General features: G+C 38.7%; 17 protein-coding genes. 1 reads left to right on the plus strand and 16 read right to left on the minus strand.

Annotated elements, in window-relative coordinates; translation table 11 throughout:
- Positions 1–5: 5 nt before the first annotated feature.
- The 7 genes from BM102_RS08135 to BM102_RS08165 all read right to left on the minus strand — a co-directional run bounded on the left by BM102_RS08135 (position 6) and on the right by BM102_RS08165 (position 8,430).
- Entirely contained in the window at positions 6–1,298 is a 1,293-nt protein-coding gene (locus BM102_RS08135; RefSeq protein ID WP_143085474.1) for a hypothetical protein, read from the minus strand.
- A gap of 185 nt (positions 1,299–1,483) precedes the next feature.
- Entirely contained in the window at positions 1,484–2,422 is a 939-nt protein-coding gene (locus BM102_RS08140) for a glycosyltransferase family 2 protein (RefSeq protein WP_090480804.1), read from the minus strand.
- 18 nt (positions 2,423–2,440) lie between these two features.
- The gene (locus tag BM102_RS08145; RefSeq protein ID WP_090480807.1) at positions 2,441–3,178 is read right to left on the minus strand and encodes a GNAT family N-acetyltransferase; all 738 of its coding nucleotides are present in this window, start codon (positions 3,176–3,178) and stop codon (positions 2,441–2,443) included.
- A gap of 22 nt (positions 3,179–3,200) precedes the next feature.
- Complete coding sequence (rffA, locus tag BM102_RS08150; protein ID WP_090480810.1) at positions 3,201–4,328, minus strand: dTDP-4-amino-4,6-dideoxygalactose transaminase; 1,128 nt, start codon at positions 4,326–4,328, stop codon at positions 3,201–3,203.
- Between the two features lie 12 nt (positions 4,329–4,340).
- Positions 4,341–6,008, minus strand: coding sequence for a hypothetical protein (locus BM102_RS08155; protein ID WP_090480813.1), 1,668 nt, complete (start codon positions 6,006–6,008; stop codon positions 4,341–4,343).
- Position 6,009: 1 nt separating this feature from the next.
- Complete coding sequence (locus BM102_RS08160) at positions 6,010–6,939, minus strand: glycosyltransferase family 2 protein (protein WP_090480816.1); 930 nt, start codon at positions 6,937–6,939, stop codon at positions 6,010–6,012.
- Between the two features lie 12 nt (positions 6,940–6,951).
- The gene (locus BM102_RS08165) at positions 6,952–8,430 is read right to left on the minus strand and encodes a hypothetical protein (RefSeq protein ID WP_090480819.1); all 1,479 of its coding nucleotides are present in this window, start codon (positions 8,428–8,430) and stop codon (positions 6,952–6,954) included.
- A 115-nt stretch (positions 8,431–8,545) separates the two neighbouring features.
- Here BM102_RS08165 and BM102_RS08170 point away from each other — a divergent pair, with 115 nt between their 5' ends.
- A complete protein-coding gene (locus BM102_RS08170) occupies positions 8,546–9,733 on the plus strand; it encodes a glycosyltransferase 87 family protein (protein ID WP_090480823.1) in 1,188 nt (395 codons plus the stop codon).
- A gap of 38 nt (positions 9,734–9,771) precedes the next feature.
- Here the strand turns inward: BM102_RS08170 and BM102_RS08175 are convergent, their stop codons facing one another.
- From BM102_RS08175 to BM102_RS08215, 9 genes are all read right to left on the minus strand, one after another.
- Positions 9,772–11,280: a glycosyltransferase family 39 protein gene (locus BM102_RS08175; RefSeq protein WP_090480826.1), complete on the minus strand. Its 1,509-nt coding sequence runs from the start codon at positions 11,278–11,280 to the stop codon at positions 9,772–9,774.
- Positions 11,270–12,892 carry a glycosyltransferase family protein gene (locus BM102_RS08180; RefSeq protein ID WP_090480829.1) on the minus strand — a complete coding sequence of 541 codons (1,623 nt, stop codon included), beginning with the start codon at positions 12,890–12,892 and terminating at the stop codon, positions 11,270–11,272. Before BM102_RS08180 ends, BM102_RS08175 begins: the two co-directional genes overlap by 11 nt.
- Complete coding sequence (locus tag BM102_RS08185) at positions 12,892–14,610, minus strand: glycosyltransferase family protein (RefSeq protein ID WP_090480832.1); 1,719 nt, start codon at positions 14,608–14,610, stop codon at positions 12,892–12,894. The genes BM102_RS08180 and BM102_RS08185 overlap by 1 nt, the downstream gene beginning before the upstream one ends.
- Before the next feature lie 130 nt (positions 14,611–14,740).
- A complete protein-coding gene (locus tag BM102_RS08190; RefSeq protein WP_090480833.1) occupies positions 14,741–15,304 on the minus strand; it encodes a hypothetical protein in 564 nt (187 codons plus the stop codon).
- Between the two features lie 159 nt (positions 15,305–15,463).
- Positions 15,464–17,023: an aldolase catalytic domain-containing protein gene (locus tag BM102_RS08195; RefSeq protein WP_090480836.1), complete on the minus strand. Its 1,560-nt coding sequence runs from the start codon at positions 17,021–17,023 to the stop codon at positions 15,464–15,466.
- Between the two features lie 17 nt (positions 17,024–17,040).
- Complete coding sequence (locus BM102_RS08200) at positions 17,041–17,712, minus strand: acylneuraminate cytidylyltransferase family protein (RefSeq protein ID WP_033152072.1); 672 nt, start codon at positions 17,710–17,712, stop codon at positions 17,041–17,043.
- A complete protein-coding gene (locus BM102_RS08205; protein WP_090480839.1) occupies positions 17,709–19,118 on the minus strand; it encodes a hypothetical protein in 1,410 nt (469 codons plus the stop codon). The genes BM102_RS08200 and BM102_RS08205 overlap by 4 nt, the downstream gene beginning before the upstream one ends.
- Complete coding sequence (locus tag BM102_RS08210) at positions 19,099–20,061, minus strand: glycosyltransferase family 2 protein (RefSeq protein ID WP_090480842.1); 963 nt, start codon at positions 20,059–20,061, stop codon at positions 19,099–19,101. The genes BM102_RS08205 and BM102_RS08210 overlap by 20 nt, the downstream gene beginning before the upstream one ends.
- 10 nt (positions 20,062–20,071) lie before the next feature.
- Positions 20,072–20,899, minus strand: coding sequence for an NAD-dependent epimerase/dehydratase family protein (locus tag BM102_RS08215; RefSeq protein ID WP_044935147.1), 828 nt, complete (start codon positions 20,897–20,899; stop codon positions 20,072–20,074).

Genomic DNA, 20,899 nt, shown 5'->3' on the forward strand with positions numbered 1-20,899 from the left:
CTTCATCAATAAAGATTTACTATTATTGAATCGACCCCATAATACTTAGACGCGCACTGATTACAGTTGCCATATTTAGCATCCTCTGTAAGTGTTTCTCTAGGTATCTCATCCAAGCTGACGTAGTATGAATACTGACACCAGTCTACATTCTCCTTATTAATTACTATTTCAGCACCGTCTTCGGCGCTCTCCACCTCCTGTAAAATCTCATCCCAAAATACCCAGCTTTCCTTTATAAGGTCTGCATGAGCCAATATATCTACCTGAATAACTCCTGCGTATCTACCGCCTGTCATGATGTAGGCGGCGAATAACAATACTACAATAACTGATACTCCAGCAGCTACCATAGTATTTATTTGAACGCCAATGATTTGCTTTATCCAAGAACCAAAGGCGTAAATAGCAATTGCCATCCCTATGAATACCATATAATCTTCTACATAATATACTCTAGGTGTAAATTCAGCATCTATGGTTTTGTTTGAACCATAGACATATAGTAAAAGACCACTAAAAGCAGCGACTATGGTGCATACTGCACCAAATATAATCACAAGTAAGTTGTGCTTTCTGTTGCTGCCAACAAATATTCCAAGCAGCAGAATCAATAGCATGATAGCCACTACCCAGGGCTTTGTTTGTATTGTAGTTGTAAGTCTTGTGATAATGCGATAGCCTGTAACTATAACTGCATTGAACAAGCTAGCATCTGTACTTTCCTCATTGCTCATTCTGGTGTAATTACCAGGTGCAATAACCATAAGCACACCGGAAAGAATATACATACCTAGTGGTAAAAGCTTTTTGCCGATTCTATCGCCGTTGTGCAAATATACTATGAATGTATACACCACATAGAAAGCACCTACCGCCACGCAATACATCATACTGGTACACGCTATCATTCCAAGAACTATCATAGCTATATAGCGCTTCTTTGTTTTATCAGCATTGTATCGAAGCATTGCCGCACAGCTAACTAGGCACATCATCATCATTCCAGAATAACCAGGTGTACCTGACCACCAGTTATATACATCACTGTAGTAATAGCTAGTAGTGACTAATAGCGCAACCAAAAATGTAATGATATCTAACGCAACTTGGCTATTTATCTGAAATATATACTTAAACAATGTTCTAACAGCCCATAGTATTCCAGTCATGATTATTGTATTTACGATAATCATACAAATGCCGAAGCTATGTCCCACATTATCAAACAAGTACAGTGGATTAAATAAAACCTGTATTGCTATGGCAAATATCCCTGAGTTTCCGAAGGAATTCATATAATTCCACCCGATACGGTGAAACATTTCAACCACTCTATTGCTTGACCACCATTCTACCGCCCATGCAAAATCATCATTTGCAGGCATAGAATAAAAAATAGAATATATGAAACTTGCAAAAATAAGTATATAGCCTACGGTTAGAGGTATACGATACCAATATTTTTTAATTAATGCATTCACTAGGCTTTATCCTCATTGTAATTAATCACATTCTTTATAACGTACTGTGGCGAATTGTTTATGCTGATAAATATACGTCCAACATATTCTCCAATCAAACCAAGTGTTATCAGGATAAGTCCACCTAGTATTAAATTAACTGATATAAGTGAACTCCAACCTAACATTCTATCCGGATTCATAAACTTACTAATAATTGCATATATAGCATATATAAAACCTAAGATAGCTATAATTGAGCCACCATATGTTGCTAATCGAAGTGGCAAAATAGAAAACGAAGTAAATCCATTCATCCACAAGCCTAGAAGCTTTTTAAATGTATATCCTGAATGGCCTTCTTTTCTTTCACGATGATTAACCTTTACATTGCATATATTTCTAGTGCATCTTAAAACTAAGCCTATAAGATAAGGATATGCCCCCTTATAATTTAGCATCTCATTCACTACATATCTTTTAGCTGCAAAATAGCTCGATATGTATAGCTCTTTAGGTTTATTAAGCATTATCTCGGTCATCTTTTTGTTAAGATGACTGCCCCAGTTTCTAAAACCAGAGTGTTGCTTATGTTCGTACTGAGCATATACAACATCGTAACCTTCATCTATTTTTTCTAATAGCTTGTCAACTTCATCAGCTGGTGTCTGTCCATCATCATCAAGGCAAACAACAATATCTCCTGAAATAAAATGAAATCCTGCCATCAATGCTGCATGTTGTCCAAAATTCTTCGAATGATTGATGCCAATAATATTTTGATTTTTAGCACACAAATCTCTAATCACATCAAACGTATTGTCTGGACTACAATCGTTCACTAAAACTATCTCATAAGTGTATTTAGAAAGCGTGTCCATTTTTGATTGTACTTCTGCTACCACTTTCTCGATTGTCTTTGCAGAATTGTAACATGGTATTACAAAAGAAACCTTCATAACCCTATCAGTCCTTTTCTATTTATTATCATTATGCTTTACATAAACATAATGCATTTTATCAATTTTATATCCTAATTCCAGATGTACCTTCAAAGAATTAGGATTGTTTGAAGAAACTCTGGCTGTCATAGTCTTCTTTCCTGATTCTTTTGCCACCAATAAAGGATAGTAGATTGTAGAAATACCAAATCCTCTACCATCATCGTTGTCAAATAGACCAGCCAGAAATGAGTCAGCTTTCTTCTCGTTTACATCCTTTACTCCAAAAAATCCAATTGGCTTATCTTCGAGATTTACCAAATAGCACTTTGATTTACCACTCTCTACTTCTGTGGTAAACCAATTTGCAAATCTCTGTCCTGAAAGTTCTGTTGACATGAGAGGATCGAGCGCCACTTTATCAGTATTAAAAATCCCCTTTCGTATTTCAGAATCAACAAGCTGAACCGCCTCTGAGGAAGCTTCGGAATATGAAGTATAGTCAATATATCTGGTATAAGTATCTGGGCACTTGAGATTCTTTAGCTTTAGGCTAAGATCAAATGCAGTTTCTGCAAATACAAACCCATTTTCCTGAAGTATGTATGACACATCCATTCTTTCTATTGGAGCTTTAATTACCTGATATTCATAATCAGAAATAGCTTCTATGTTTTCCTTTATAAGATTCAAATCATCACTTGAATCTATTACCATAGATACGCTACGCTTGCCTAAGTTTTTAATTTCCCATGGCATATCTATTATTTGCATTACTTATACCCCTATCTATTCTCTATTTATAAAAATCAATAACCGTCTTAATTACTTTTGCTTGATCCTCGTCTGTAAGACCATAGTAGAGAGGAAGACGAACCAAGCGCTCGCTCTCCTTTGTAGTGTAAACATCCTCACCTGCAAAACGACCGTACTTCTTTCCGGCTGGTGCCGAGTGAAGTGGAATGTAATGGAATACCATGAGGATATCATTCTCCTTGGCATAGCTAATAAGAGCTGTACGCTCCTCCAAATCCCTACACTTAATGTAGAACATGTGGGCATTGTGCTCGCATCCTTCTGGAACTGTAGGAAGCTCTACCTTGCCTGCATCTGCAAGCTCCTTGAAAGCAGCATAGTACTTGTTCCAAGAATTCATTCTGTCGTCGAAGATTTCCTGAGCTTTTTCAAGCTGTCCGTAAAGGTATGCAGCGTTAAGCTCTGATGGAAGGTATGAAGAGCCAGCCTCTACCCATGTGTATTTATCAATCTGTCCACGGAAGAATTTAGCACGGTTTGTACCCTTTTCGCGGATGATTTCAGCCATTTCTACATTTGCATCATCATTTATAAGAAGGGCTCCGCCCTCTCCCATTGAATAATTCTTTGTCTCGTGGAATGAGTATGCACCAAAGTCACCAATTGTACCAAGAGCCTTGCCATGATATGTACTCATAACGCCCTGAGCTGCATCCTCAACAACCTTGAGGTTGTGACGCTTTGCAATGTCCATAATCACGTCCATCTCGCAAGCTACACCTGCGTAATGAACTGGAACGATTGCAACTGTCTTGTCTGTGATGGCAGCCTCAATCTTTGCCTCGTCGATATTCATTGTATCTGGGCGAATATCAACAAATACAACTGTTGCCCCACGAAGTACGAAAGCATCTGCTGTAGAAACGAATGTGAATGAAGGCATGATAACCTCATCACCTGGCTTGATATCACACAAAAGTGCTGCCATTTCTGTAGCATGTGTGCAAGAAGTTGTAAGAAGAACCTTTGCAGCTCCTGTCTTTTCTTCAAACCAAGCATTGCACTTCTTAGTGTATTCGCCATCACCACAAATCTTGTGCTTTGCAATGGCATCCTTTATATATTTTTCCTCTGTTCCCACACATGGTGGTACATTGAATGGAATCATTTTCTAGTCCTCCTAATTGGTAAACTGATAAATAGTTATATCCCCAATTTGATCTACAACATTGCACTCTACATTTGGATACTGAGACTGCATATATTGAACTAATACCTCTGATACATTACTACCGCAGAAATATACATCTCCCGATACAAATTCCTGAGCATAAAGTTTTTCAAACCCACTAGCTTTAATCTGTTTCCAATACATTGGTGTATTGTACACCCATCCACCCCAAAATACTAGGTTTTTAGGGACACTATCTTTGTATACTGTAAATGGACCAGCAGGAAGCGCTAAATCCAAGTCGTATATAAACATCTCGTCTGGATGTGCTATTGCATACTGTTCCAATACATCACTTTTTTCAATATCGGCTGTACGATAAATATCATGTGCTACTGTATACGTATACTTGATAATGTTAGTGTCTGGCTTTATTACCGCTCCTATCATTGGAACTATAGCCATACAAGCAACTACTGATAGCAATAGTTTCTTTGAATCATGTGTAGATAGCACCCTAAGTGACATAACCACTGATGGCACCATAAAAATAAACACCAAGGCTTGATATGCTCGCATAGGAAATCTACCTTCTATTAAGAAATATACAGACACTACTGCAAACATAGCAAACAAGCCATCTATCGTAAGTAACAGTCTCTTTTCAAGCCTTTTAATTAAAACTGAACCATTAACTATAAGAAGAACTATTACCCATATTGCTATCTGAATATTTACAACCATACTAGATAACATAAGATTGTGTGCTCTATCGTAATAACCTCTCAAAGATAAATCATTACCATCATATGCACTTACCAAAACTTCAAAGTTTTCAGTGGTAAGTCTTTCATCCATAAAGAACCAATTACTTACTGCATTATATAATGGTTCATCCCAGCCTACTGATTCATATACTCCATCTACATCATCTTCATAGGCTAAATGCGGATAATCTATCCATGTACCTGCTTGAGCATAATACTCATTAAACTCTGCTATGCCGGTAACCTTTTCATAAATTGCATTAGATACAAAAGCAAGAATAAATGCAGCCAATACAATTAATGCTTTTTTGATAACTACGCTTCTACGGTTTGAAAAGAGTTCGAAAAACATGATACATAGTATCGCGCCTAATCCTACTATTCCAAACTGTTTACGTATACCATATGCAACAAGCAACATGATAACCGACACGATAAAGTGTACTTCTTTGATCTCATCATATTCTAAACTTGCGATAAAGCTACAAGCTGCCGCACCTGCAACCAATCCTGCGGTTGCCGTGTATTGAAGAGCTGTGGAAAAGTGCAAAAATACAAATAAAAACATAAGTATAAATGCAACTACACCAATCACCTTACTTTTTGTAGCAGTTACATTTATTAAGGAATTGCAAACTATCCATAAGCTAATCGCTATCATCACAAGCTGAACAATAGTATACCAAGCAACTCCTGAATAAATCTTGTAAAGAAGCGCTATAATTCCATAATAATAGAAACTTCCGAAAATGGTTCCCGCTTCTGGCTCTCCAGTGAAGTATCCAGCGACCAAATACATTAATGTCTTATCATCATTATTTTGAAAACAAACAGGACAAACAATCCACAACACAGCTAGACAAATAACTGTAATTAATAGTGAAGGAATCCAAAACTTTTTCTTTTCCATTTTATTCCTCTTCCTGAACTAAATATATAGGTCGCTTCTTAGTTTCTAAATATGTCTTTGCTAAATATTGTCCTTGTACTCCAAGGCATAGTAGCTGGATTCCAGACACAAGTAAAATAATACAAACCATTGATGGCCATCCACTTGTTGGATCTCCGAATATTAGAGTACGCACTATAATAACTAAAATAAATAGAAAGGCTGTAAGGCACATAATAGTTCCAAAAATAGAAGCCATTGTCAGTGGTGCTGTACTAAAGGCAACTATTCCATCGATTGCATATACAAACAACTTCCAGAAGGACCATTTTGTTTCTCCTGCAACTCGCTCTACATTTTCAAATTCAAGCCATTTACGTTTAAAGCCTACCCAGCCAAAAATGCCTTTACTAAAACGGTTATACTCGCCCATAGAAAGAATCGCATTCACAACGCGTCTTGTCATCATTTGATAATCTCTGGCACCATCCACAATATCAGCGCTGCTTATTTTATTCATAATCTTGTAGAATTTTCTTGCAAACCATGAACGAATAGGTGGCTCGCCTTTTCTATCAACACGTCGAGTCCCAACACATTCATACTCACCACTTTCTATATATGAAAGCATCTGTGGAAGCATTGCTGGTGGATCTTGAAGGTCCGCATCCATGATAACGACGTAATCGCCTTTTGCCTTTTCTAAGCCTGCATATATACCCGCTTCCTTTCCAAAATTACGTGAAAAAGAAACATAATGTACTCGTTCATCAGCCTTGCGGAGACTTTTTATAATTTCTAAAGTATTATCTTTTGAGCCATCATCTACAAATACAAATTCTAAATCTACAGATTCAATTTGATTTTCCATTTCATGAATTGTTTTGTAAAAAATAGGTGCTGATTCCTCTTCGTTATAACAAGGAACCACAATTGAAAGTAGTTTTTTCAATGCTTTTTCCTCTTATCTTGGATAATTTACTGTGATTGAATTCTTCTTGTAATATACATTTGGTAATATCTGCTGTGAATCGTATAATGAGTCCAATTCAACCGCATATACTTCTCCAGGTTCCATGCCAGAATATAAGAAATATTTGTTCCATGAAACATTATAATCTCTATCTACTGTCACATCAGAATCTGAACTATTCTCTATTTCTAGCAAAATTCCATTCCACAAATCATAGCTAGCTGCTATATCTGCATGCTTAGCATAAACTTCATATGTAACTGTTGTAGCATATCTGCCTGTTGCAACTAGAGCTGCTACACCAAGAACAGCTACCGCGCATGTGGCTATATATGCAGCCTTAGATAAATCAACCTTAATAATATATGCTATCCACTGCCCCAACATCACACAGCCAATACATATTCCAATTTCAATGAAATAATCTAAAACGTACTGCATACGTACATCAAGATATGTTCGAGTCATTCCTCGTCCGTAGACATAAGGAAGAATGCAACCAATCCAAACACATACTGCAACAATTCCGTATAAGATAATGTTTCCTGGGCGTTTTCTTTGTTTGTTATTAACAGCAAAACCAAGAAGAACAAGCATTACTGCAATAATTAGAGTTACAGGTCTTTCTTTTATGATGGCCATTCCAAAGAACTGAACATCTGCGACTGTCTGTCTTAATGCTGTTCCTACAGAAACTCCCTCAGTATACTGACTCTGTCTAGCATAATTGCCAGGAGCCATGATAGTGATAAGTCCCATTGCAATATAAAGTAAAAGAGGTAATACCTTTTTGAATATTGAACTTACAAACTTATCAAATTCCTTGTTGAATAAAACAATATACACAAAGAATGCTCCAAGAGGAATATCGAATGCAGATGTATTCGCTACAATTACACCAGTAACTATCATCCAAACATAGGCACTCTTTTTACCTGTTTCTGCGAATCGTAATGTAAGAAATATATTCAAAAACAATAAAGCCATTACACCAGCATAGGAAATCATACCAACATACCAGTTATATGTTTCTACATAATAGTAATTCTCTATTAACATGAAAATAACTAAGAATGTAATTATTTCTGAAGCAAAAGGAGCATTGTCAGCATCCTTAAGTACATAAAAGACAAGCTTTTTTAACCCCATGTAAATCAAGAACATGCAAATAATAAATGCAATTATCATATAGATGCCATACCAATGGCCTAGATGAACATGCAAATTAAGTGGATTAATAAGATATTCAGCTACAAAGCTACAGATTGTGCCACCTCTTTTGGTCCAAAAGAAAACAACTGCTGCAATAAATTCACTAACTACATTTCCGTATGCATCTCTGCCAAGGGCCATTGCAAAATCATCGCTAGCAGGGACAGAGTAATATATTGAATAAAAAACAGGGATAAATAGAATGAAATATAAAACCCCAATTATTATCTTAGATTTGTTATTTTTAAGCACGTTCATCTGTGTGTTCTCCAACTTTATATCTTTTAAACTTTTTGAAATTAATATATAATCACATAAGTATTTAAAATTATATCACAAAGTTTTTTTCAATACAAAAATTAAGGAGATTACAATGATTTTCAAGTTTGAAGAACGAATTCTCAAATGGATGAACGAACATATTTTGGCACTAGCATTTGCCGCCGCTGTAATTCTCAGTATCGCTATTAGATATTTCTTACGTAACTTTTATACCACCGATGCTGATTTATGTTTAATACCTTGGTACAACGCTATTAAGGATAATGGCGGACTTCTAGGACTTGGAAAACCAGTCGAAGGTCTTAATTACAGCTTCACTTACCAGTTATTAATAGCATTAATGACTTATCTACCAATCGAACCACTATATGCATACAAAATACTAAGCTGCATTTTTGATTATTTATTAGCTGGAGCTGTTGCTTATTTAGTATATGATATCGTAGAAAATAATAAACTCGAAAAGACTTTATTATCATTTATTATGGTAAGCTGCTCACCTGTAGTTCTTATGGACTCTGCTGCATGGGCGCAATGTGATTCCATTTATACATTTTGGGTTGTACTTTCTATAATTTTCCTTAGAAAAGAAAAATATATTCCTGCATTTATATATTATGGAGTAGGCTTTGCTTTCAAATTCCAGTCCGTATTTGCACTGCCATTTTTCCTTTTCTATTATTTTTATAAACGCAAATTTAGCGTTCTTCACTTTGGTTTGATTCCTGTAACAATGACAATACTTGCACTTCCATCATTAGTTCAAGGTCGTACAATCAGTGAAATGATACATATATATACTGACAACACAAGCCTACATACATCAATCTCTAATGGTTTCCCAACATTCTGGAGATTATTAAACGATGGTACCGGAGCTGAAGGTTACACTTTCCTTAAATATGCTGCAATGGCTCTTACAGTTGTAATCCTTGGTTCCTTTATGTATATGTGGATACGAAATAATATAAACCTTAACAACGTTAATATTATCCTCATCGCCTTTATTCTCACATATTCGACCATCACATTCTTACCTGCAATGCATGAGCGATATGGTTTCATTTTTGAGATACTGGCTATCGTAATTGTATTTATAGAAATCAAAACAATTCCGTTGTTAATTGGTATTACTTGCTTGTCGTTAACAACTTATGGTGTATATCTTTTCAACAACACTGTGAACGAATGGTTCTTAGCTGTAATCAATTTTGTTTTCTATGTTTCATACATGATTATTCTTAACAAAAATCTTATCAAACATAGTTCATCCAATTAATAAGAAATGGCTGCCGATATAAAATCGGCAGCCATTCTTTATTTATTCCTCTTTAATATATCCAATATCTTTTCGATACCAATTCCAGCAATTGGTATCATCATCAAATAGTAAGGGAATACATATCTAGCCTTTGCTTCCCATAATATCGAAAACAGAAATCCACCAAATATCGCAATTACGATTACAAAATCTACTAAATTACTACTTTTTCTCCAACTACAAATCAAAAAAACGAGGATTGATAAATATATCAATAATTGATGTATATTCATCCAACCATCTAAAAAGCTCCACGTTTTATCAGGTTCATAGAGACTCTTCACTATCGATGATTGCTCTCCCTCAATATTGTTGTTCATTACTATAGATTGGTACATTGGAGCACTCCATTGCTGAAGGATTTTACGCAAATAAAAGTTTACGCATGACACAGGAGATTGCTTTGCTGATGAAATAAAATCTCTAATTATCTCTTTTCCCTCAGCTGCTGCAAGTTCCGAATCACAATCATTTCTTTCAAATATTTCAAAATTGGATCCATCATACCAGCCAGCATATCTTCCAGCATCATTCATTCCCATTGAAATATAAAGAATACTAGGAATAGCTTCCGCATCATCGGCGGTATGTGTGCTATATATTATTTTTGTTGTTGCTGTTTGAAATAATACTCCAAGTATTAATGCAATTAGAATAATAATAGTCTTTTTATTTCGTTCAAGTAGCATTTTAACAAATGCCACCCCTAGCATTGCTATTACTGCAATAATAGAGTTTTGTCTGATAAAAACTGCTAACCCTGTTAATAATGCAAATGCCACTAACCTTTTATAATTAAACTTTTCATTTAGCTTCAAAAAGAAATAGAAACCCCACATTATAAGCATGGTTGATATTATTTCTCCATACACAAATGCTGAATAGAAATATAGTGGAAAACATGTCACAGCAAATATTAAACTAATAATTTCAGCAATGTGATTATCTTTTGATAATATAACCGTAATTTTATATATACACAGTACCATCAACCCAACTGACAATGCTGAAGCGCCTTGAAAAGCTTTATAATTACCATCTCCAAAAACGAAAAATAAAAAACGTATAAACGTAACAATACCTAACTGATGGGGACATTCAGCCAAATATCCTCCCTTTTCCAAAGATGAATAATCACCTGCATTTAGCTGCGATGCAGCGTAACATATTTTATACTGATCCGCCTGAGGCGCTGCCCCACTTGCAAACACCCACCACAGAGCAATAATCGATGATAGCACCGAAAGTATAAGCGCTAATCTTTCCGTTTTAATCGCTAATAGCTTTTCCCTAGTAAACCTATTTACTAGGTATATAACCAAAATTACCAATACTACAGCTATAGCATTTACCACTATAGAATCTGTAACACGTGTTAAATGTTCATCTTCTAATACCGTATTTACGTAGCTAAATAAAAACGAGAATCCAAACAAAAATAAATACATTCCAATGGATAGCACCAATAATATTCTAATTAACGTTTTTTCTATTTTATTTTCCATTATTCTTAGTTCTTTTCTCTTTCTGATAAATAACCACTAATACTACTATGCTAATCGCACTAATAACTTCACTTACTCTCCACCATAAAGGCTCCACAAACCTTGTATAAAGCTTTGTGTAATCGCCATCGTAAGTTACCTGAATGCAATTGTTATCCCCTACAGTCCACTGTATTTCATTATTCTGGCTGTCATATACATGCAAATTATCATATGCAAGAACAGGAAGTGTTACTGTTCCAGATTCATTATCCTTAATAATTTCTGTGTTGCTGAGGCTGTCTCTGTCTGTACCCACTGGCAGATAAAGCTTATCCGCCCAAGTTTCATCTGCATCCTGATTAGCTACCGTAATGTTGCCCCATGAAAGAGTGTAATCGAATACTCCAGTGGTCAGGACGGCAATAGCGCCTATGACGCAAAAGACGATTGCAAAATTTATCTTGCTTAAAAGTTGGCTTATTGCATAGACACCGCAAATGGTGAAGCATATCGTAAGTATCAAGACATAACGCCAAGGATATTGAACGCTTGACATCAGCTGATCCAATGAACCGTTTCCGGCAAATGCATCCCATGGGAAGTATACAGTTGCCATCCATGCTGCAACTAAACCAAAGACGAATAGAATTATATAATTCTTGTTGGCGTTTTTATTAATGATGTCTCTAATTAATAGGACAAGTGCTGCCACGATGCAAAGAATAACTACAATCCCCACATTAAGGTATCCCTCTCCCTCTGTAGTCCAAGGGTAGCTGCTGCCCTTACCTGTAGTCAATATTCCAAACAATTGGCTTAAATACAAGCCATCTGACCTGATACTAGTTTGACTCAGTTCTGTATTGATATACAAATCCATAGATGTATATGCATCTATAAATGGAATCAAGAAGAATGCATTTATACCAAGGATAGCTGCCATGGCTATTAGCAATTCTTTTATGCAAGCAATTGTTCTTTTTATGTTTACAAGGGCATAAATAAATACAAATACAGCGATTAGCTCTGTAGTTAGAATATGGCTTTCTATTAAGCCGGTTGTGCCGATAATAAGTGGCAATATCAATTTGATAGTGCTGTATTCCCCTTTGTTAACGTAAATACGATATATTCCGTAAATAACAAGAGGAACAAATATCATGGCTGTGTATTCGCCAAGAGCTGTGCGGACGTATAGATTTGATAATCTGTAGCCAGCCAACATATATATCCCTGTTGCAACAAGTCCCCATCTATCTGATTTAAGTAGTCCCTTGAAGCTATAGTATCCAATCAGTGCCGTGAATACATTCACAAGAATCACATACACATTATAAGCTCTCCACACAGGAAGTCCTGCCATGTAAAGAAGCGCTGGTATGTAGAGAAATATATTTCCATAGAATGTGGTACTAACATAGCCGTGGCCATACCATGCATTTGATTCATACCGCACAGGGAACTGACCGTTTTTTAATTCCTCCGCAATAGCCTGAATACGCCCTAAATGAAAGCTTAAATCATGTCCCTGATATATTCCGCTTCTAAAAGCAGGAAGGCTTGCAACAAATATAAGCCCCAGTAAAACCAGGGCTATAAATATATTATTTTTGTTTATCATTTTTTTCATTACTGAACATCACCTCGTCCAAGCAATACAAAATTGCCATCTGTAGCAATTTCATTTGTATATGTTTCCAGGATATATAATCCAGTTTCTCCCTCACGGAAGGCTTCATACTTTGTATTTGACTGATCAATCAAAACATAATCGGCCATATCTTCTGGATGCAATGTATAGAAATCCAGAAGCTTAGTGTTCTTTTGTGTTCTAGCGTATACAGAGTATGTACCTTGTTGTGCAACGCTGTTCAAGTAACCAGTGCTGTTGCTACCAAATGCCACTAAAAGATAATCATCCTCGCCAACGTACTGGCTAACCAAGTTGTATACAGATTGATTTGCCTCGTAGTCCTCTGGCAAAAGTGCTATTCCCCTAAGCTCACCTTCTGTTACAATCCATCGTTCCTTTGTGATATCTGAGTATCCTCCATTTCCTTCTGCCACCCAGAAGCACAGGAAGAATGCTGCTGATAATATTATAAGCCTTGTAAGACCTAACATCTCTAATTCAGAATCCTCATCAGAGATTATTATTATCAATGCTATCACACCGTATACCGCCATATGGCCTGGCACGGAGATATCTTGGTTCGTAGATACAGACCAAATTAATTGTGCTGCTATGGAGATTGCAAACATCATCCAAAGTACGCCCTTGTCATTTGAAAGAGTATTGTTATAGGCGCCGATTCTAGTGTATGTTTTATCTTCTCTATCTCTAAGGAAGTATGGAACCCAGAAAAATAAGATAATACAAGCGTATACAAATCGTGAATTCGATACGCTATCCCATTTAATCAAGCAAATACCTGCTAAAAATGCAAACCAATAAATTGTAAGAAGAACCCCTTCGGCGTAATCTGAAAACTGACGAGCCTTTCTAACAAGGTTCACAACTACAATTGGGAAATATGCAACTATCGCAAGAGCTGCATAACTAAGCAAAATCTTTCCTAAACGAACAATAACACTTTCTTCGTAATCCTGATCACCAAGATACTGAAGCTCGGATATCATTTGAGGAAGTCCTGTAGTTATTTGTAGATAAATAATAAAAGCTCCACCAATCACAAAGCATGTAACAACAAATGCTATTAGCGCTTTTGCATTTAACTGGCCATGATACATGCCAAACAAAATCATTGCACCTAGGAAAAATGCCAGGATAATCATGGTTGGATAACCAAGTATTGCCACGCAACAAGCCACACCTACCAATACGAAATATCGCACTTTTTCCGTTTCATAGTATCTAATCAAGAAACAGATAATCATCATAACTGCCATTTCACAATATGACTTGTATGAAAAATTCTTCCAAGTGACAACAAACATAAAATAAAACAATGCTGCATAATATGCACTATTTTCGAACTTTGTTTTTCGAATGGTGTAGTAAAGATATAATGCAATCAATCCGCGCACTACCATATACATAATTCGCATATACAATACCAGGCCAATATTAATACCTGTTGATACAAATAATGGCGATAACACCTGGTAATACAAAGCCAACAAAGGCCAAGCTAAAAAACCACCTGTTTGAAGTGACTCCCAGCTGTCTGTAAACATATGTTGTCCTTGATATATACCCTTGTATATTGTAAGCAGACCATTTTCATCCACGTAAAATCCGGTGTTTAAGGTAATTGCTACCCAAGCGACTACTCCGATAACAACTATCGCTTTAAAAAGTTTTGCCACCCTAGAATTTTGTTCCATTATTATTACTCCAATCCCACCTATACTTAATGCATTTTAATTGCGTAAAGTACACATCATGGGAATTATTTTAACATAAATAAAGAGAGTTGACTATAAAAGCCAACTCTCTGCAAATAGTATCAATTAATTATTTAACGCCGATACCAAGTACTGGTGCATAATTAACTGTCTGTACTGGAAGTGCTCCAGCCTTAACAGCTGATGTTGAACCAAGCACCATATCGTATACAGAGTATACTGTGATACCGTTTCTGAATGCATCACCAAGTGTTGGTGTTACACGCCATGTAACTTCCTCTGGATGTGTTGCATAGTGAACATAGTATGCAACGATGTCATCGCCATAAGCTGCACGAAGATCAACGTTTCTAGTAGCATAAACATCTACGTTGAACTGTGCGTTTGGCTGACGCTCTTCCCAAAGGCCACATGCTAAGAAGTGAGCAAACAATGTCATGTCGCAATCTGTTGTGTAGTAATCGAATCCATAATAATCCATTACATCAGCATTTGCGCTTGCATAGAACTTAGCATCAAACATTGAATAGAGGCACTGAACTTCCTCAGTAGTAAGCTCTCTTCTGTACTGATCTGCACGGCTAGCAGCTGATGCGCTAGTAGTGAATACTGATACTGCAAATACTGCAGCAAGTGCAAGAGAGAGAACCTTTGCAATCTTGAATCTCTTCATAATAGACACCTTCCTTTTAAATTTAACCCCATTTCCCTATTTTATGGAATTATTCTAATTCGAGTCTACTCCATAAGCATGTTGAAATCAAGAATAATTTCTGAACAATTGATGAATAAAAAACTCCATTACCTAAAGTTTTAGGCAATGGAGTCTAGTTTACTTATACTCACTCTCAGTAATGAAAGTCTTTTTCACATCCGCAAATACGTTATCTAAGATTCGCTTTGTGTTCTGGCTGCGCTCAGGGTTGTCCTGGTGGCCGTCAAGTGAATTGTCCACGAAGTTGAGCTTGCCATTCTTGCGGCCATCGAAGCCTGCGAAGCTAAGCTCCTTGACGCCAAGCTTTACAAGAAGATTGATAAGCATCAATGTGGAATCGTCATTGTATTCGTCGTTGAAATATACAAGCTCATTGTAAGCGATTGCTGCATCGTAGCTTTCAATATCACGCATAAGGTTTGAAGTGATAACAAGCTTGCTATCGCCCTTTTTGTCCTTGATGCTATCGTAGCGCTTTGTGTTTGTAAGGAAGATGATATCGGCACCTGCCTCTGGCACAAAGTTTACTGCGATAGTGCATGTGTCGGCTGTCTTTGCTGCTGCAATCTTATCTGCAGATGTCTTGAGGCTCTCGCCTGGAGCCATAACAAGGATGTTTTTGTAGCCTGCAAGGATATCTGAAAGATTCTTTAAATCTGCCTTGTCATCGTATTTAACATCCATGTACTCCATGTAGAGCTTGTCGATGTATTCCTCGTTGAAGGTCTCTGCCTCAGAAGGGTCCACCTGCGAAAGGATACGCTGGATATCCTTTGTCTTGAGACGCTTTTTATTGATCAAATGCTCTGCGTATGTACGGTGTAGGTAGTACTTTGCAGAAAGGGCGTATGGGATTGCATAGCCCCATGGCTCGCGGGCCTTGATTGGTGCGATGTAGTCGTCGATTACATCGTAGATTGGCTCGAGGGCGTAGCTTGTGCCGTACTGCTCGTTCATGTAATCTGCAATCTGCTCGATGCAAAGGTTGCCAGGCACACGGCCCATTCCAAGAAGTGAACCATCAATAACGATGTTTCGTGTTGGGTTGGCAATCTGTGCTACATGCTGCGCAAGGTTGTAAGCCAAACCAAGATTCTCGTGTAAGTGAACGCCGATTGTGATATCTGGGAGAAGGTTGTTCTCCACCAAATAATATCTGTGTGAAAGGTCGTTAACACGCATTACACCGAAGGTATCTACGATTGAGAAACCGTATGGGTGAAGCTCGTTAACCTTTTCAAGAACCTCGATATATTCCTTGTCTGAATAAACGTTGTTGTTTACTGGGTTGATGAAGACCTTGTATCCCTTATCCATAAGGATGCGGGCTGTCTTGAGACCCCAGTCAAGGCGCCATCTCTTGAATGAAAGACGGATGTATTCGATAGTTCCGTCGCATGGCTCCAAGTGCTCCAAATCGATGAAATCTGCCATAAGTGAGAAGTGAGAATGACCTCTATCCTCTGGCAAAATTCTTTTAACATCCTCGATTGTGTAGAAACGAGCTGTGTCCTTGTCATTGACGCTGTCCCAAAGGAAACCAACCTCGATGATATCTACGCCTGCCTCTACCAATCCTTTGATTGTGTTTTTGATAACTGACTCGCCGAATTTACCCTGGACGATGTGTCCACCGTCACGGAGAGTACAGTCTAAAAGTCTGATATGCTGTTCCATAAAAAAACCTTACTTTCTTACTTTAACTTTCCCTTTGACTTGAGGAATGTGTATACTGCATCTGCCAACTCGAAATCGTCAGCATTATCAATATCTACGCACTCTGCTGCATCGCACTCAACGATGTATGGGTTGAGACCGCATCTTGCGTGTGTCTCTGCGAAGCACTCCTTTGTGAATACATATGGAGATGGGTTCTCTGTGTAGAATGCTTCCATATCCTGTGTACGTGGTGGGTTGCTCAAATCGAAGTTGAATGGCTTGCCATCCTTCCAGAAGAATGTCTGATGCTTCTGGCCTGCAAATGCAGATGATGCCTTGCCAGCTTGTACTGCCTCGATGCACTCTTTGATGTGCTCTGTAGTAGTGAAAGGTGCTGTGGCATGGCAGAGAATGTAAACATCAGCCTCTACCGTCTTTACGAATTCCTCGTAGATTGCACGGCCCTTGCAGAACTTATCGTCAAGGAATGTAGGGCGCTCAAGGAACTCTACTCCCTCTGGCAAGTATTCTTTGATGGCTGGGTTGCTGCAATAGCAGTAAACTTCATCGATGCAATCACCCTTGAGGGCTGCAAGCTTTTCAGTTATAACGCGCACAAGGGGTGTGCCGTCGCTAAAACACTTTGTGTTCTTGCCTGGAAGGCGCTCATTGTTCATTTTTATAGGTACGAATGCTACTGTTTTCATTTTATATACCTCTCTATGTAGTTACTTATATTCGCAAATGCGTTAGGTTCAAACATGCCATCTGGATCCACTTTGCCGGCGCGGCCTGTTTTGATAAGGTCCACAACCTGCTCTGCTGAGTCAACCAGCGGCACGTTCTTTTCTTTTATAAAATACTCCATATTTACGGCGGTGTCACCATAGTTTAAGAGGATGGTGTCGCAGCCGAAGCCGATGCCTTCCCAAACTGAAGCTGTACGGGTGCTGACAACCACGCTTGATGCGGCAAGGTATTTGAAGATGTGATTTTCATTGTTGTCAATCACATCCAGATTGTCGTTTACAAGCCAAGGATAACGCTTTTTGTAGTAGCCAAACTCCAGTGGATGGAGCTTGTAGATGATGTGGTATTCATCCCCAATCATATCTGCCACCGCTGCTGCCACCTTGCTGATTTGCTCGCCCTCTGCAAGGGTGGAAATGAAGCAGATGGTTTTGTCATCCTTTGGATTTTCTGCCTGGTAGTGGGCTCTCTGCTTTTCGAAGAATGGGAAGCCGACTGTAATCATATTTACATTGTCAGGCAGGTGCACAATTGGAAGCTGTGTCTCGCTGTAGATGAGCTCGTCGTCCGGAAGCTCTGTGAGATGGTCTTCTGGATTGTACTGCATTGGTGTGTGAGTAGGGAATGCAAATCCGTGGCTGTATTCCGCGGTATGGATGCCCCTCTCGTGGCCAAGCATGCTCATAGCGTAGCTTTCCATTGCGTAGTAGCAGATTTCGATGATGAGCTTTGGGTTAGCCTTGTCCAAAATCTTGCCACAATATTTCTTTGTGATATCGATGTAGTACATTCTATCAACGATATCAGGAATAAGCTTTTCTCTTAAATCCGGGCCAAACTCTGTTTTGATTGCATCAAGGATTGGGCCGATTTTTTCTGTAACGGCAGCTGTGCGCTGCTGGCGCTTCTTTGTATTTAATTTCTTTGATAGCTTTACTGCAAGGTTGGTCTGGAATGCCACCCTATCAGTAAAATAGACATTGTCCATTCCGTTAGGTGTGCAATGTCCGTGGTTTTCTGGATGTTCAAGAATTACGCTGTTGTACTTCTTTGCTATCTCATCGCAATAGATGTCCTCGTAGATGCCAGTGTCGGCATTCTTGGTACGACGTCCGTTTCCGATGAAAAGCACATCCACATTTTTATAAGTGAAAGGCTTTAGGGCATTGATAGCCATCCTGATGAGCTCCGACTTGGTGAACCCCTGGGCATCGCCCTCAGTGCGGCCCACCGTCTCGGCCTTGATGGCATTGTGGATTTCGTATCGATACAAAGCCCACGCATGCATGCCTTCAATCTCTATTTGGTTACATTTGTGCTCTCGCTCGAAGGCGAGGAAGTTCTCAATCGTTGGTTCTTTCATCGTAAGTTCTCTCTGAAATGATATAACGTGGGCGAGCCTTTGTCTCCATGTAGGTCTTTCCAACGTACTCACCGATTACACCAAGTGAGATGAGCTGGATGCCGCCAAGAAAGCAGACTGCCACCATGATACTAGACCATCCGGCGTTTGTATTGCCAAGGAAGTGCTGTACCACTGAATATATAAGCAAGATAAGGCTGATGAAAGCCACAAAAATACCGAAGCCTGTAATCATGCGGATAGGCTTAACACTAAGGGATGTGATGCCGTCGAATGCAAGGGAAAGCATCTTTGAAAGTGGGTAATGGCTCTCGCCGGCGATACGCTCGTTTCTTGCATAGTAAACGCTAGTGCTCTTGAACCCTACAAGTGGGAACATTCCGCGAAGGAAAAGGTTGACCTCCTTGAAGTTTGCGAATTCGTTAAGCACGCGGCTTGAAACTAATCTGTAATCAGCGTGGTTGAAAACAACCTCTGCACCCATGCCATTTAAAAGCTTATAGAAGCTTTCAGCTGTGAAGCGCTTGAAGAATGTGTCTGTAGCACGGCTGTTGCGAACGCCATAGACGATTTCGCATCCGTCCAAATATGCATCTACCATTTCGTTCATAGCATTGATATCGTCCTGACCGTCGCAGTCGATAGAGATAGTGATATCACAAAGCTCCTTTGCTTCCATAAGTCCTGCAAGAACTGCGTTCTGGTGACCACGGTTGCGGCTCTGTGTGATGCCTACGAAGTGCTCGTCCTGCTTTGCAAGATCCTTGATGATTTCCCATGTAGTGTCCTTTGAACCATCGTTTACGAACATTACACGAGACTTATCATCGATTTTATCAGCTGATACAAGCTCCTTGATTTTATCTAAGAACATTGGAGCTGTGATAGGCAATACCTTTTCTTCGTTGTAGCATGGAATTACTATGTAAAGTACTGGTTTCATTCTAATCTCCTTAATATAAAGCCATTATTTTATCAATTTTCGAGCTATCACCCCAAACTGCCTTTGAATCGTATGGGCGATCTGGGAATGTGCCGTAAGCTAAGCTGATAGAGAACCCATTGTCTTCGATGAATTTCTCTACGCGGTCTGCAAGCTTCATTGGCTTGCCTGTGCAGCACTCGATGATTCCCAGCACTTCATCCTGCATAGCTGCCTTAGCAACCTGCTCGCAGAATAAATCGTAATCTGTGAAATCGTACTGATTCTGACCTGTGGTGAATGGGAATGTGGTGTCGCCTGCCTCTGCTGCAGCTGTGAGCTTAGAGAAAATGCTACAGCCCTTATGAGCGTTACCAACTATATAGTAGCCCCTGAGCCACTGAAGCTTCACGCCTGTCTCCTTGCAGAGGAGCATGGTAGCCTGGCGAAGGGCATTCTTTGAAATACCGTAAAGTGACTGTGGTGCGCATGGTGTGTCTGCCTTGATGCAGCCTTCCATGAAGCCGATTTCGTGCATGGTGCCCATGACACACATCTTTCTGATGCCGGCACGGCACATCTTTGAAATGAAATCATAGTGATGTGGCAAATCGTTCATATGATTTTCTGAAGCGTGGCGGAAGCCGTCGCGCCAAGCCAAGTGAATTACAACATCTGGCTTTTCAAAATATCCATATGGGTCCTCAAGTGTGAAAAGATCTGCGTCGATTCGCTTTGCACGTGGGTCCACGTCATCTGTGTGAAAATCTGTGGCCACCACCTCAGCGCCGAGATCAAGCATAGTCTTCACAACTCCCTGACCTATATATCCATTTGCACCTGTTATTAAATATTTCAT

Source organism: Pseudobutyrivibrio sp. JW11, assembly GCF_900115355.1.
Lineage (GTDB): Bacteria > Bacillota > Clostridia > Lachnospirales > Lachnospiraceae > Pseudobutyrivibrio > Pseudobutyrivibrio ruminis.